This is a genomic window from Xanthomonas sp. WHRI 7945 (genome assembly GCF_035026585.1).
Map to the genome: position 1 here is coordinate 115548 of NZ_JAYIQP010000011.1, position 13900 is coordinate 129447.

A 13900-nucleotide genomic window follows, 5' to 3' on the forward strand; every position below is an offset into this window, starting at 1 on the left:
GCGGCGCTTCCGCGCGCTGCAATGCGCTGGCGATCGTCGCTTGCGGCGGCGGCGCCGCAGGTCAGGCGTCGTCGGCAGCGTCGCCGATACCGATGTGGATGCGGCCCTTGCCTTCGCGCTTGGCCGTGTACAGCGCCTGGTCGGCGCGCTTGAGCAGGTCCGCCACGTCGCCGCCGGCGCCCAGCCGCGCGGCGCCGGCGCTGAACGCGAATTCCACGCCTTCCACGCGCAAGCCGCGGACCCGGTCGAGCAACCGTTGCAGCGACGCGCCGACCTGCGCGTCGCTCATGTCTTCGAACAGCACGCCGAATTCCTCGCCACCGAGCCGGCCGATCTTGCAGCGCACGCCGAGCCCGACCAGTTCGGCGGCCAGCGCCAGCAGCACCGCGTCGCCGACGTGGTGGCCATGGGTGTCGTTGACCTGCTTGAAGTCGTCGATGTCCAGCATCGCGAAATGCAGCGTGCCGTGCCCGCGCGCGGTCGCCGCGCGCAATTGCGTCATCAGCGCGCGGCGGTTGGCGATACCGGTCAACGCGTCGGTCTCGGCCAGGCGCCGGTAGTCTTCCTTCAGCGCGTAGGCGGTGCGCATGGCGCCGACGAACATGCGGTTGAGGGCGACACCGAGCAGCGCCACCACCGCCAGCAGGATCGCCAGCAGCGGAAGATCGCCGGCCACCGGCACCAGCCGCGGCTGTCCGCTGAACATGATCGCCCAGGTGCAGGCCATGGCCAGCAGATAGTCGCGCGACAACGAGAACAGCAGGCTCACGCCCAGGCAGATGGTGATCGCCACCGGCAGCACCCAGAACAGCCCGTTTTCTCCCATGGCGTGGAGTTCGACCCGGACCGCGGTGGTCAGCGCGATCACGAACAGGAAGCCGCTCTGCCGCCACTGCCAGAACCGCTTGGCCAGGCTCATGTTCGCCGAGCTGATGAGCAGGGCGACGAACACCAGCGCATAGCGGGCGTCCAGCGGCCCTTGCAGGTGCGGATTGCACAGCACCGACGCCGGCCAGGCCACCAGCGTCAGCAGCTGGATGGTCATGATGGAACTGCCGAGCATGCGGCGGATGTGGTTCTGGTACGTCTCGTCGCCGTGGGCGCCTGGCGCGGCGTGGTCGTGGTCGGCAGGAGACAGGCCATCCGGCTCCATGCCCGATGCCTCGATCGCCCTGGATCGCCGCTCGACTATCGACATGGCCTGGCGCTGCTCGAGCGCCGCCACGCGCGGTCCGCCGGCGGCCTGGCGCCGGACAGCTGCAGCGGAGCGTGCGTCATCGCAGGGGCGGCCATCGCGCTGCGCCGCGCCTTATTCGAAGCGCATGCAGCGCCCGTAGCGTTCGGGCTGGATGTCCACCCCGGAGGCGTCGGCCTGGTTGTTCTTGCGCCACAGGTTCTGGCGGAAGTCCGCGCCACTGCAGTTGGCGGCGCGGTCCACGCCGATCGTGTAGGTGTAGGGGTTGCCCTTGAAGGTGTTGTTCTCGAAGGTGTTGTCCTGGCTCATGCTGTTGTCCCAGCACAGGATCTCCGGAGTGCGCTGGCGGATCGAGCAGGCCAGGTAGATGCCGGCGCCCTTGTTGCCGGTGAACTGGTTGCCGGCGAACAGGTTGCGCCGCGCATCGGCCAGGTACACGCCCTGGCTGCCGTTGCGCTCCAGGCGGTTGTTGCGGATCTCGCTGTCTTCCAGGTGCTCGGTGGTGATGCCGGCGGCGACGTTGTCGTGGATGTAGTTGTCGATCAGCTTGACCTTGGCGGTGCGGTTGAACGAGACCCCGTCCCAGATCGCGCCGGACACGTCGTTGCGCTCGATCAGCAGGTCGCGGCTGTCGTACTCGCTGAGCAGGCAGGCGCTGCGGCACTTGCTCACGCGCAGCCGGGACAGGCGGATGTTCTGGCCGGCGCGCACCACCACCAGGCTGTTGCTCAGGTACGGGCGCTCGGGCATGAATTCCTTCTCGGCGCTGCCGCCGACGATCTGCAGTTGCTCGACGCTGACGTCGCGGATCGGCCGCTGCGGGCGTTCGTTCTGGTAGTCGCCGACCACGATGACCGGCTGCTGCACGCCGTCCTGCATGCGCAGCACCGTGGCATCGCCCTGGCCGCGCAGGCGCAGGCCGTCGCGCTGGATCGACAGCAGCTTGGTCACGTGGAAGTCGCCGGCGGTGAGGCACACGGTGGCCGGCTTGCCGTCGTTGGGCACGCGGTCGACCGCCGCCTGCAGGTCGTCGCCGGGTTCCGCGCGCACGCTGCAATCGGTGGCAGCGGCGGTGGACGCGGGCGTGGCCGCCGTGGCGCAGCCGCTCGACAGGCAGGCGGCGAGCGGCAACAGCAGGGCGAGCAAGGGGCGGCGAAGCGTCATCGGATACAGGCTCTGCTTGGGGGAGGAGGGCAAGGCGGTTCGGCCGCGGGCGCCGCGCGGCCGCCGTGGCAGGCGGTACCGCGCAGCGCGCGGGCGATGCCGCAATCGGTCATTGTTGCGCAGGCGGTCGTAATGTCAGCGTGTAGCGCGCAGGACCGGGCAGGAACGGCGTTGCCTGGCCCTGCACCCAGGCGTCGTGGCCGGCGCCCCAGAACGGCGACAGCGGATGCTCGCTCTGGCCGCCGGGCATGTGCGCGATGCCATCGGCCTCGTGGCCGGGCGCCACCACCATGCGCTCGGAGGCGCCGAAGTCCGGGCGCTGCACCCGCGGCATGTCGTTGTCGCCGGGCAGCGGCTCGGCCGGCATGCACAGCCAGCGCTTCAGGAAGCCGGGCAGCGATCGCGCCAGCGGATGGCAGACCGCGGCGGTGTTCTGTTCGCCCCAATGGCGTTGCGGCAGCGGCGCGTCCTGCTCGGGCGCGTCGCGGACCTCGGCGGCGGCGTCCTCCAGCAACGCTTGCCAGCTGCCGTAGCGGCGCGGCAGCAGATGCGGCGGTTGTTGCTGCAGCAGCGGCCAGGCCACCGCTTCCAGCTGCGGCAGCGGCGGCATCGCGTAGTCGGCGCCCAGTTGGGCGCGGGCCGGGGCGACCAGACCGTCGCGGATCCGGGTCAGCAGCGCCAGGCGCCAGGCGCGCACCAGCCGATAGCTGACCGAATCGGTGCTGGCGCGGCCTTCCCAGTGCTTGCTGGCCTGCGCCAGCGCGTGCAGCGCGGGCGTGGCGGCGCCGCCGTCGCGTTGCTGCAGCAGCGTCCACCAGCGTTGCAGCAGCAGCGCACGGTCGTCGAGCTGGATCGCCAGCAGCTGGCGCTCGTCCAGCTGCGGATGCAGGCGCAGGTCGTCGCGGATCTGCTGCGCGCGCGCGCCCAGCGCGTAGCCGCCATCGCCGAGCAGCGCGAACTCCTCGCCGCCGACCACGCGTGCGTTGGCGGTCCACAGCTGCCCGTCGGCGGGATCGATGCGCTGCGGCGAGTGTTGCGTGGAGACCGGCCAGGGCGCGCAGCGTTGCGCCGCCGGCACGCCCGCGCTGACGTCGTGGACCAGGGCGTCGCTGGGGCAGGCCGGGCCGCGCAGCGGCAGCGCGCCGAGCACGCGCCAGCCGATGCGCCCAGCGCTGTCGGCCAGCACCATGTTCTGCGCCGGGGTGGCGATGCGCTGGGCACTGGCGAAGGCGCTGGCCAGCGAATCGGCGCGGGCCAGGTCGGCCAGGCCCAGGTTCAACGCGCCGGGCAGCTGCGCCGCCCAGCGTTGCGCCAACGCGGTGCCGTCCGGCTCGTGCTGCAGGATCGGGCCGTAGACGGTGTCTTCCACGTCCAGCGCGACGTCGACGCCACCGGCCACCTTGATCCGTTCGCGGTGGCGGACCACCGCGGTGCAGCCGGGCTGCGGCGTGGCCGCGCACGGCGTCACCCGGTACCAATCGCTGGTGTCGGCGTAGCTGTTGGTGAAGCCCCAGGCGACATGGCCGTTGCTGCCGACGATCACCGCCGGCAGGCCCGGCAGCGAGAACCCGGTGACGTCCACGCGGCCGCCCGGCGCCTGCACGTCGGCGTAGCGCAGCCGCACCCGGAACCAGAGGCTGGGCGCGCCCAGTTGCAGGTGCATGTCGTTGGCGACGATGGCACGGCCGTCGACGCTGCGGCTGCCGGCGATGGCCCAGTTGTTGCTGCCCGGTGCGGCATGCTCCGCTGCGCTGCCGTCGGAGGGGGCGTCGGGCAGGGCGCGCAGATCTACTTGGCTGGCGTCGGGCAGCGTGGCGTCGCCGCGCGCCGGGGCGTCCAGGGCGGCGTCCCAACTGCTGCCGTCGTGGCGCAGCAGCGCGAACAGCGGCGCCGGCAGGTGCTGCTGCAGGCGGTACAGCGACAGTTCGCGGTCGCCCTGGCGGCCTTGCAGGTCGAAGTACATCGCCTCGCCGGCCAGCACCGAATCCACCGGCTGCCAGTCGCGCGGTGCCTTGAACAGCAGCAGGTAAGGCCACGGCCGCACCCGCAGCGCGTGCAGGCCGCGATTGACGCCGGCGCTGTAGGCCTGCAGGGCCGCGGCATGGCTGCCGCCGAAGGCAGCCAGTTGCGCCCCGGCGCGCGCCCGCAGGCGGTGCGCACGGCGATGCTCGTCCACCCCGAGCGCGGCGCGGCCGACCAGGTCCGACAGTTCGCCGGCGGCGGCGCGGCGCATCAGGTCCATCTGGAAGTAGCGTTCCTGCGCATGCACGTAGCCGAGCGCGCGCATCGCATCGGCCTCGTTGCCGGCGTCGATGGTGACCACGCCCAGCGCGTCGCGCTGGATCGTCGCCGGCGCCGCCAGCCCGTCCAGATCGACCTGGCCGTCGAGCCTGGCCAGGCTGCCGCGCAGCAGCAGCCACACCACCAGGACCAGGCCGAGCGCCAAGGCCGCCAGCCACAACATCCCTTGTTTCCACCTGCTCCGCATCCACGTTTCTCCGCCGGCCGATACCGGATTCTAGACGCGACTGCGTGTCGTTCCTGTGCCACATGGCCGTGGCGCGTTGGGGCCGGGTCAGTTTCATCGCACGGTGCGCGCGATCATCGTTGCTGCCGCGTGCAGTGCACGCCGGCTGGAATCGGGATGCTAATGATTCCGATTGGAACGCGGCGCGCGCGGCTCGGGCACTATGGCCGCCTTAGCTGAAAACGGAGCCTGCCCCATGAAGGGACATCCTGAAGTTGTGCAATGCCTCAAGGACCTGCTGCGCGGCGAACTCGCCGCACGCGACCAGTATTTCATCCACTCGCGACGCTACGAGGATCAGGGCCTGCAGGCGCTGTACGAGCGCATCAACCACGAGATGGAAGAAGAGACCGAGCACGCCGACGCGCTGCTGCGGCGCATCCTGTTCCTGGAAGGCGACCCGGACATGCGCCCGCATGCGTTCGAGCCCGGGCGCACGGTCGAGGACATGCTGCAGAAGGACCTGAAGGTCGAATACGAAGTGCGCGCGAATCTTGCCGCGGGCATGAAGCTGTGCGAGGAGCACGGCGACTACGTCAGCCGCGACATCCTGCTCAAGCAGCTGCAGGACACCGAAGAAGACCACGCCTGGTGGCTGGAGCAGCAACTGGGCCTGATCAAGCGCCTGGGCATGGCGCTGTACCAGACTTCGAAGATGGGTGGGAGTGGCGTGGCTGAATAGCCGGGATTCGGGATTCGGGATTCGCTAAAGCGCACAGCACATCGGCCCCAGTGGGGCCGATTTTTTTGTCGCAACGATTCGGGGTGGGGCGGACATGCGCTGTTCCGAATCCCCAATCCCCACTCCCGAATCCCGGCCATTCACTCCACCGCCAAGTCATCCACCTTCTGCCAGCCGCGCGGCAACAGCCCGCCGCGGCTCGCGCGCACGCCCAGGTAGGCGTCCAGGTCCTTGAACGACAGCGACATGGTGCGCTGGCCGCTCTTCACCAGTAGCGTGTTGCCCGGTGCGACCGCGGCGATCGCCACCACTCGCTCGGTGCCGAGCTTGGCCTTGGGGATCTCGATGATCTTGTTGCCCTTGCCCTTGTCCAGCTCGGGCAGGTCGGCGATCGGGAACGCCAGCAGGTGGCCGGCGCTGGTCACTGCGACGATGCGGTCGGTTGCGAGATTGCTCACCGAGGCCGGCGTCAGCACCTTGGCGTTCGGGGTCAGGTTGAGCATCGCCTTGCCGGCCTTGTTGCGGCTGGTCAGGTTCTCGAAGCGGGTGACGAAGCCGTAGCCGTGCGAGGACGCCAGCACCAGCCGGCTGTCGTTCTCGCCGCTGGCCATGGCCTGGAACGAGGCGCCGGAGGCCGGCGAGAAACGCCCGGTCAGCGGTTCGCCGTTGCCGCGCGCCGAGGGCAGGGTATGCGCCAGCGTGGAATAGGCGCGCCCTTCCGAATCCAGGAACGCCACCTGCTGCGTGCTGCGCCCGCGCACCGCGGCCAGCAGGCTGTCGCCGTCGCGGTAGGACAGGCCGGCCGGGTCCACGTCGTGGCCCTTGGCCGCGCGGATCCAGCCCTTCTCCGACATCACGATGGTCATCGGCTCGCTCGGCACCAGCTCGGTCTCGTCGATCGCCTGCGCCGCGCCGCGCTGCACCAGCGGCGAGCGCCGCGCGTCGCCGAACTTCTTGGCGTCGGCGACCAGCTCGTCCTTGATCATCTTCTTCAGCTTGGTCTTGCTGGCCAGCACCGCCTGCAACTGTTCGCGCTCCTTGGCCAGCGCGTCCTGCTCGCCGCGGATCTTCATCTCCTCCAGCCGCGCCAGCTGGCGCAGGCGGGTCTCCAGGATGTAGTCGGCCTGTTCCTCGCTGAGCGCGAAGCGCGCGATCAGCGCCGGCTTGGGCTCGTCCTCGCTGCGGATGATGCGGATCACTTCGTCCAGGTTGAGGAACGCGACCAGCAGGCCTTCCAACAGGTGCAGGCGGCGCTCGACCTTCTCCAGGCGATGGTTGAGCCGGCGCACCACGGTGTCGCTGCGGAAGCGCAGCCATTCCTCCAGCAGGGTCTTGAGGTTCTTGACCTGCGGGCGGCCGTCCAGGCCGATCACGTTGAGGTTGACCCGGTAGCTGCGCTCCAGGTCGGTGGTGGCGAACAGGTGGCCCATCAGCTGCTCGGCATCGACCCGGTTGGAGCGCGGCACCAGTACCACCCGCACCGGGTTGGCGTGGTCGGACTCGTCGCGGATGTCCTCCAGCCACGGCAGCTTCTTGGCGCGCATCTGTTGCGCGATCTGCTCGATCACCTTGGACGGCGACACCTGGTAGGGCAGCGCGGTGACCACGATGTTGGCGTGTTCCTTCAGGAACGTGGCGCGCGCGCGCACGCTGCCGTGCCCGGTCTCGTAGATCGCGCGCAGGTCGGCGGCCGGGGTGATGATCTCGGCGGTGGTCGGGTAGTCCGGGCCGCGCACGTGTTCGCACAGGTCGGCGACGCTGGCGTCGGGATCGTCGAGCAGGCGGATCAGCGCGCTGACGATCTCGTTGAGGTTGTGCGGCGGTACGTCGGTGGCCATGCCCACGGCGATGCCGGTGGTGCCGTTGAGCAGCAGGTGCGGCAGCCGCGCCGGCATCCAGGTCGGCTCGTCCATGGTGCCGTCGAAGTTCGGCGACCAGTCCACCGTGCCCTGGCCGAGCTCGCCGAGCAGCACTTCGGCGATCGGGGTCAGCTTGGACTCGGTGTAGCGCATCGCCGCGAACGACTTGGGGTCGTCGGTGGAGCCGAAGTTGCCCTGGCCCTCGATCAGCGGGTAGCGGTACGAGAACGGCTGCGCCATCAGCACCAGCGCCTCGTAGCAGGCGCTGTCGCCGTGCGGGTGGTACTTGCCGATCACGTCGCCGACGGTACGCGCGGACTTCTTCGGCTTGGCCGTGGCGTTCAGGCCGAGCTCGCTCATCGCGTAGATGATGCGCCGCTGTACCGGTTTCAGGCCGTCGCCGAGGAACGGCAGGGCGCGGTCCAGCACCACGTACATGGAATAGTCGAGATAGGCGCGTTCGGCGTATTCGCGCAGCGGCAGCTGTTCGAAACCATGGAAGGCGGGGCGGGCGAGATCGGTCATGCGCGGGAAATACCTATAGGGGAACGCGGCGGCGGGCGCCGCAGGTCAGCCGGTCGATTATCCGGATGCGGCCGGCGATGCCAAGCCGCGCGTGGTGCCGGCGCGGCCCGTGCTGGCCAGATAGCGGGCCGGAGGATGGCCGAAATGGCCGCGGAAGGCGGTGACGAAGGCGCTGGGGCTGCTGTAGCCGAGCCGGTGCGCGACATCGGCGACGCTGGCGCCGTCGGTCAGCTGCCGCAGCGCCTCGGCCAGCCGCGCCTGCTGCCGCCAGCCGGCAAAGCCGAGCCCGGTCTCGTCGCGGAAATGCCGGCTCAGGCTGCGTGGCGACAATCCGGCCCAGTGCGCCCATTGCGCCAGCGAGCGATCGTCGGCAGGCGTGGCGAGCAATTGCCCGGCGATGCGCAGCAGGCGCCGGTCGCTGGGCATCGGCAGGTGCAGGCCTTGCAGCGGCGCTTTGCGCAACTCGTCCAGCAGCACCGCGCCGATCCGCTGCTGGTCCGCGTCCAGGGCCTCGGGAAGGTCCCATGAGGCCACCCGCAGCAGCAGTTCGCGCAGCAGGCCGTTGATGCCGATCACGCACGGGCGATCGGGCAGGTCGGCGCAGGCGGACGGCGCCACCAGCAGCACGTAGCCGCGCAACGGCCCGGAGATCTGCACCGTATGCATCGCCTGCGGCGGCATCCAGCCGGCGCAACCGGGCGGCAGCGACCAATGGCCGTGCTCGGTGCGGGTGCTCAGCAGGCCTTCTTCCACGCAGATCATCTGGCCGCGGACATGGCGGTGCCAGTCCACCTCGTGCTCCAGCGCGACCGGCTTGTGCGCCAGGAACGCGAGCAGCGACGGGCCGTCGGCCCGCTCGAACCAGTCCTTCGCCCGCGGATCGAGCAGATGGGCCGGTTCGTGGTCGGGCGATGATGGCGAGAATGGCGCGATTTCGATATTCATTGTCCCGATTGTAATACTTGGCCAGGCCTGTCCGGGACTAGAGTGTGCGCGCGCCGGCGTTGCGTTGCTGCAACGCAGCATTTGTTTGTAGGTGCGATATTTCCTTGACATATATTTCCAGATGAAAATAATTGGCACCCATGAACTGCGCTCCCTCCCTTCCCGATCCGCCGTCGTTCGGCCTGCTGCTGCGGCAGGTGCGCGACGGCCTGATGCGGCGTCTGGATGACTCCATGGCCGAGCTCGAGCTCGGCCTGGGCTTTAGCCACTACATCGGCATGAAGGCGCTGGCCTACATGGCGCCGTGCACCGCCAACGAACTGGCCCAGGCCATCGACCAGAACCCCAGTGCGGTCACCCGCCTGCTGGACAAGCTCCAGGACCTGGGCTGGGTGCGCCGCGAAGCGCATGCGCAGGACCGCCGCGCGCTGCAGATCGTGCTCACCGACGAAGGCCGCGCGCTGTGGCAACAGCTCAAGCGGCGCGGCGACGAGACCATCGCCAGCGCGCTGCGCGATCTTTCCGCCGACGAGCGCGAGCACCTCACTTCGCTGTTGATCCGCGTCCGCGATTCCCTCAATTCGCCATGAATCCGCTTATGAACCTCTCCGCATCGTCCCATCGCCTGCGCCCGTTCGCGGCCGCGGCACTCACCCTGGCGCTGGCCGCCTGCGCCAGCAGCCGCGGCCTGGAGCCGCAGGGCCGCAGGCTCGACGCCGACCAGCAGCTGCAGGCCGGCAAGACCCTGGCCGCCGACCAGCTGGCGCCAGCCGCGTGGCCGCAGCAGGACTGGTGGAAGGCGCTGGGCGACCCGCAGCTGGACGCGCTGATCGCCGAAGCGCTGCAGGGCACGCCTAACCTGGAAGCGGCCGACGCGCGGCTGCGCCTGGCGCAGGCCCAGGCCGGCGCGGCCAATGCCGACCGCGGCGCCAAGCTGTCGCTGTCGGCCGGCTATACCGGCCTGCAGCTGCCCAAGGGGCTGGCCGGCGACGAGATCGGCGGCAAGTACATCCACAACGAGCAGGCGCTGCTGAACTTCAGCTACGGCTTCGACCTGTGGGGCGGCAAGCGCGCGGCCTGGGAAGCGGCGGTGGACCAGGCGCATGCGGCGCAGGTCGATGCCCAGGCCGCGCGCCTGGACCTGTCGGCGGGCGTGGCCCGCGCCTATGCGCAGCTCGGCTACGCCTGGCGCCTGTACGACCTGGCCGGCGAAGAACTGGCGCGTTCGGACAACAGCCTGAAGCTGGTGCGACAGCGCGTCGCCGCCGGCATCGACAGCAACCTGCAGCTGCGCCAGGCCGAGGCGCGGGTGCCGGCGGCGCGCCAGCAGCAACAGGCCGCGCAGCAGCAGATCGACGAGGCGCGCACCGCGCTGGCGGCGCTGCTCGGGCGCGGCCCGGATCGCGGCCTGCAGATCGAGCGGCCGCGGCCGCTGGATCCGGTGGCGGTGCAACTGCCGTCGGTGCTGCCCAGCGACCTGCTCGGGCGGCGCCCGGACGTGGTCGCCGCGCGCTGGCGCGTGGAGGCTTCCTCGCAGAGCATCGGCGCGGCCAAGGCGCAGTTCTATCCCAGCATCGACATCCTTGCGCTCGGCGGCGTGGCCGCGACCAATCCGTCCGACCTGTTCAAGGGCGACGCCGTGCTGGGCGTGTTCGCGCCGAGCCTGAGCCTGCCGCTGTTCGACAGCGGCCGCCTGCGCAGCCAGCTGGCCGAGCGCGACGCGCAGTACGACCTGGCCGTGGCCGACTACAACCAGGCGCTGGTGGCGGCGCTGCGCGAGGTCGCCGACCAGGTCAGCGCGGCGCGCTCGCTGGCGCAGCAGGCGCAGCAGCAGGCGCAGGCGGTGGGCACCGCGCAGGCCGCCTTCGACCTGGCGCAGCAGCGCTACCGCGCCGGCATCGGCAACTACCTGGACGTGCTCAGCGTGCAGCAGCAACTGCTCGAGGCGCAGCAGCGCCTGGCTTCGCTGCAGTCCAACCAGATCCTGGTGTCGGTGCGCCTGAACCAGGCGCTGGGCGGCGGCTACGAAGCCACCTCCGCGGCCGACGCCCCGTTGACCTCTTCCGCTTCCACGCATTCCTGAGACCGCCGCAATGAATCAGACAACGACCCCCGATTCCTCCGCTCCCGCCCCCAGCCGGCGCGGCAAGCTGCTGCGCGGCCTGGCCGTGGTGGTGGTGCTGGTGCTGATCGCGCTGGCGATCTGGTACTTCGTCTCCGGCCGCTGGCACGAAGACACCGACGACGCCTACGTGCAGGGCAACCTGGTGCAGATCACGCCGATGGTGGCGGGCACCGTGGTCAGCATCGGCGCCGACGACGGCATGCGCGTGCAGCGCGGCCAGTTGCTGGTCAAGCTCGACCCGGCCGATACCCAGGTCGCGCTGCAGCAGGCCGAAGCCAACCTGGCGCGGACCGTGCGCCAGGTGCGCGGCCTGTTCCGCAGCGTGGAAGGCGCGCAGGCCGAACTGTCGGCGCAGCAGGTGACCCTGCAGCGCGCGCGCGCCGACGTCGCCCGCCGCAGCAGCCTGGTCGCCACCGGTGCGATCTCCGCCGAAGAGCTGGCGCATGCGCGCGACCAGCTGGCCGCCGCCGAGGCCGCGGTCAGCGGATCGCGCGAGACGGTGGAGCGCAACCGCGCGCTGATCGACGACAACGGCGTGGCCCACCAGCCCGACGTGCAGGCCGCCGCCGCGCAGGTGCGCCAGGCGTTCCTCAACAACGCGCGCAGCGCGATCGTCGCGCCGGTCTCCGGCTACATCGCGCGGCGTTCGGTGCAGGTCGGCCAGCGCGTGCAGCCCGGCACCGCGCTGATGGCGGTGGTGCCGCTGGAGCAGGTGTGGGTGGAAGCCAACTTCAAGGAAACCCAGCTCAAGCACATGCGCCTGGGCCAGCCGGTGGAGCTGGAGTCGGACCTGTACGGTGGCGCGGTGCGCTACCAGGGCACGGTGCAGAGCCTGGGCCTGGGCACCGGTAGTGCGTTCTCGCTGCTGCCGGCGCAGAACGCCAGCGGCAACTGGATCAAGATCGTGCAGCGCGTGCCGGTGCGCATCGCCATCGATCCCAAGCAACTGGCGCAGAACCCGTTGCGCATCGGCCTGTCGATGAAGGTGGACGTGAACCTGCACCAGCAGAACGGCGGCGTGCTGCCGAGCAAGTTCGCCACCGGCACGTTGCTGGACACCGACGTCTACGCGCAGCAGCTGGGCCAGGCCGATGAGGCCATCGCGCAGATCATCCACGCCAACCTGCCTGCCGCCGCCAAGGCGAACTGAGCCCGGCCATGTCCAACCAAGCTGCCATTCCTGCCGCGCCCGGTGCACCGGGCGCGCCTGCGCTGGGCTTCCGCCCGCCCAGCGTGGCGTTGTGCACGATGGGCCTGGCGATGGCCTCGTTCATGCAGGTGCTCGACACCACCATCGCCAACGTCTCGCTGCCGACCATCGCCGGCAACCTCGGCGCCAGTTCGCAACAGGCGACCTGGGTCATCACCTCGTTCGCGGTCAGCAACGCGATCGCGCTGCCGCTGACCGGCTTCCTGAGCCGCCGCTTCGGCGAGACCAAGCTGTTCATCTGGGCCACGCTGGCGTTCACCGCCGCCTCGCTGCTGTGCGGCTTGGCGCAGAGCATGGGCATGCTGGTGGTGTCGCGCGCGATCCAGGGCTTCGTGTGCGGGCCGATGTATCCGATCACGCAGAGCCTGCTGGTGTCGATCTACCCGCGCGAGAAGCGCGGACAGGCCTTGGCGCTGCTGGCGATGATCACCGTGGTCGCGCCGATCGCCGGGCCGATCCTCGGCGGCTGGATCACCGACAACTACAGCTGGGAATGGATCTTCCTGATCAACGTGCCGCTGGGCATCATCGCCGCGGTGGTGGTCGGCGCGCAGCTGCGCGACCGCCCCGAACCGATCGAGCGCCCGCGTATGGACTACGTCGGCCTGATCACCCTGATCATCGGCGTGGGCTGTCTGCAGCTGGTGCTGGACCTGGGCAACGACGAGGACTGGTTCAACTCGGACAAGATCATCGTGCTGGCCGCGGTCTCGGTGGTGGCGCTGGCGGTGTTCCTGATCTGGGAACTGACCGACAAGGATCCGATCGTCAACCTGCGCCTGTTCCGCCACCGCAACTTCCGCGCCGGCACGCTGGCGCTGATCGTGGCCTACGCCGCGTTCTTCAGCGTGTCGCTGCTGATCCCGCAGTGGCTGCAGCGCGACATGGGCTACACCGCGATCTGGGCTGGCCTGGCCACCGCGCCGATCGGCATCCTGCCGGTGATCATGACCCCGTTCGTCGGCAAGTACGCCCCGCGCTTCGACCTGCGCATGCTCGCCAGCGTCGCCTTCATCTTCATGGCGGCGACCAGCTTCATGCGCTCGGACTTCAACCTGCAGGTCGATTTCGCCCATGTGGCCGGGGTGCAGTTGCTGATGGGCGTGGGCGTGGCGCTGTTCTTCATGCCGGTGCTGCAGATCCTGCTGTCGGACCTGGACGGGCGCGAGATTGCGGCCGGCTCCGGCCTGGCCACGTTCCTGCGCACGCTGGGCGGCAGCTTCGCCGCCTCGCTGACCACCTACCTGTGGGCCAAGCGCACGCAGATGCACCACGCGCATCTCACCGAGCACATCTCCACCTACACGCCGGGGATGCAGGAACAGGTGCAGGCGATGGGGCAGGGCGACCTGCAGACCGGCGCGGCGTTCCTCAACAACACCATCAACCACCAAGCCTCGCAGATGGGCTTCAACGACATCTTCTACCTGTTGGGCTGGACGTTCCTGGGCATCATCTTCTTCCTGTGGCTGGCCAAGCCGCCGTTCGCGGGCGGTGGCGGTGCGGCCGCCGCAGGCGGTCACTGAGTCCGGGCTGCCGGCAACCACGAAACCCCGCCTGGTGCGGGGTTTCGTTTGTGCGGCGGACGCCGCGCGCCCACACCGGCCTGCGCCGGCGCCGCGCTTGCCGCCGCGGCGATCGGCGGACAAGAATGCCGCTCCTTCGCAA

Annotated in this window: 10 protein-coding genes; 5 read left to right on the forward strand and 5 right to left on the reverse strand. The window is 70.0% G+C overall.

Going from position 1 to position 13900, the window contains the following annotated elements:
- Positions 1 to 61 precede the first annotated feature (61 nt).
- The 3 genes from VDQ83_RS11065 to VDQ83_RS11075 form a co-directional block, all read right to left on the reverse strand.
- Complete coding sequence (locus VDQ83_RS11065) at positions 62 to 1153, reverse strand: GGDEF domain-containing protein (protein WP_455434960.1); 1092 nt, start codon at positions 1151 to 1153, stop codon at positions 62 to 64.
- 156 nt (positions 1154 to 1309) lie between these two features.
- The gene (locus tag VDQ83_RS11070; RefSeq protein ID WP_455434987.1) at positions 1310 to 2359 is read right to left on the reverse strand and encodes a right-handed parallel beta-helix repeat-containing protein; all 1050 of its coding nucleotides are present in this window, start codon (positions 2357 to 2359) and stop codon (positions 1310 to 1312) included.
- Between the two features lie 109 nt (positions 2360 to 2468).
- Complete coding sequence (locus VDQ83_RS11075) at positions 2469 to 4847, reverse strand: penicillin acylase family protein (RefSeq protein ID WP_455434961.1); 2379 nt, start codon at positions 4845 to 4847, stop codon at positions 2469 to 2471.
- Positions 4848 to 5082: 235 nt separating this feature from the next.
- Here VDQ83_RS11075 and bfr point away from each other — a divergent pair, with 235 nt between their 5' ends.
- On the forward strand, positions 5083 to 5568 hold the full coding sequence (gene bfr / locus VDQ83_RS11080) for a bacterioferritin (protein ID WP_455434962.1): 486 nt from the start codon (positions 5083 to 5085) through the stop codon (positions 5566 to 5568).
- A gap of 140 nt (positions 5569 to 5708) precedes the next feature.
- Here the strand turns inward: bfr and parC are convergent, their stop codons facing one another.
- Positions 5709 to 7952 carry a DNA topoisomerase IV subunit A gene (gene parC, locus VDQ83_RS11085; protein ID WP_455434963.1) on the reverse strand — a complete coding sequence of 748 codons (2244 nt, stop codon included), beginning with the start codon at positions 7950 to 7952 and terminating at the stop codon, positions 5709 to 5711.
- Between the two features lie 57 nt (positions 7953 to 8009).
- Positions 8010 to 8897, reverse strand: a complete 888-nt coding sequence (locus VDQ83_RS11090) for an AraC family transcriptional regulator (protein WP_455434964.1) — start codon at positions 8895 to 8897, stop codon at positions 8010 to 8012.
- Positions 8898 to 9037: 140 nt separating this feature from the next.
- Between VDQ83_RS11090 and VDQ83_RS11095 the strand changes: the two genes are divergently transcribed.
- Genes VDQ83_RS11095 through VDQ83_RS11110 form a run of 4 tightly spaced genes read left to right on the forward strand, consistent with a single transcriptional unit; the run spans position 9038 to position 13758 of the window.
- Positions 9038 to 9487: a MarR family winged helix-turn-helix transcriptional regulator gene (locus tag VDQ83_RS11095; RefSeq protein ID WP_309917450.1), complete on the forward strand. Its 450-nt coding sequence runs from the start codon at positions 9038 to 9040 to the stop codon at positions 9485 to 9487.
- Positions 9484 to 10980 (forward strand): efflux transporter outer membrane subunit, encoded by a 1497-nt coding sequence (locus VDQ83_RS11100; protein WP_455434965.1) that lies wholly within the window; start codon positions 9484 to 9486, stop codon positions 10978 to 10980. The genes VDQ83_RS11095 and VDQ83_RS11100 overlap by 4 nt, the downstream gene beginning before the upstream one ends.
- Positions 10981 to 10990: 10 nt before the next feature.
- Positions 10991 to 12172 carry an efflux RND transporter periplasmic adaptor subunit gene (locus VDQ83_RS11105; protein WP_309917443.1) on the forward strand — a complete coding sequence of 394 codons (1182 nt, stop codon included), beginning with the start codon at positions 10991 to 10993 and terminating at the stop codon, positions 12170 to 12172.
- 8 nt (positions 12173 to 12180) lie between these two features.
- Complete coding sequence (locus tag VDQ83_RS11110; protein WP_455434966.1) at positions 12181 to 13758, forward strand: DHA2 family efflux MFS transporter permease subunit; 1578 nt, start codon at positions 12181 to 12183, stop codon at positions 13756 to 13758.
- Positions 13759 to 13900 lie beyond the last annotated feature (142 nt).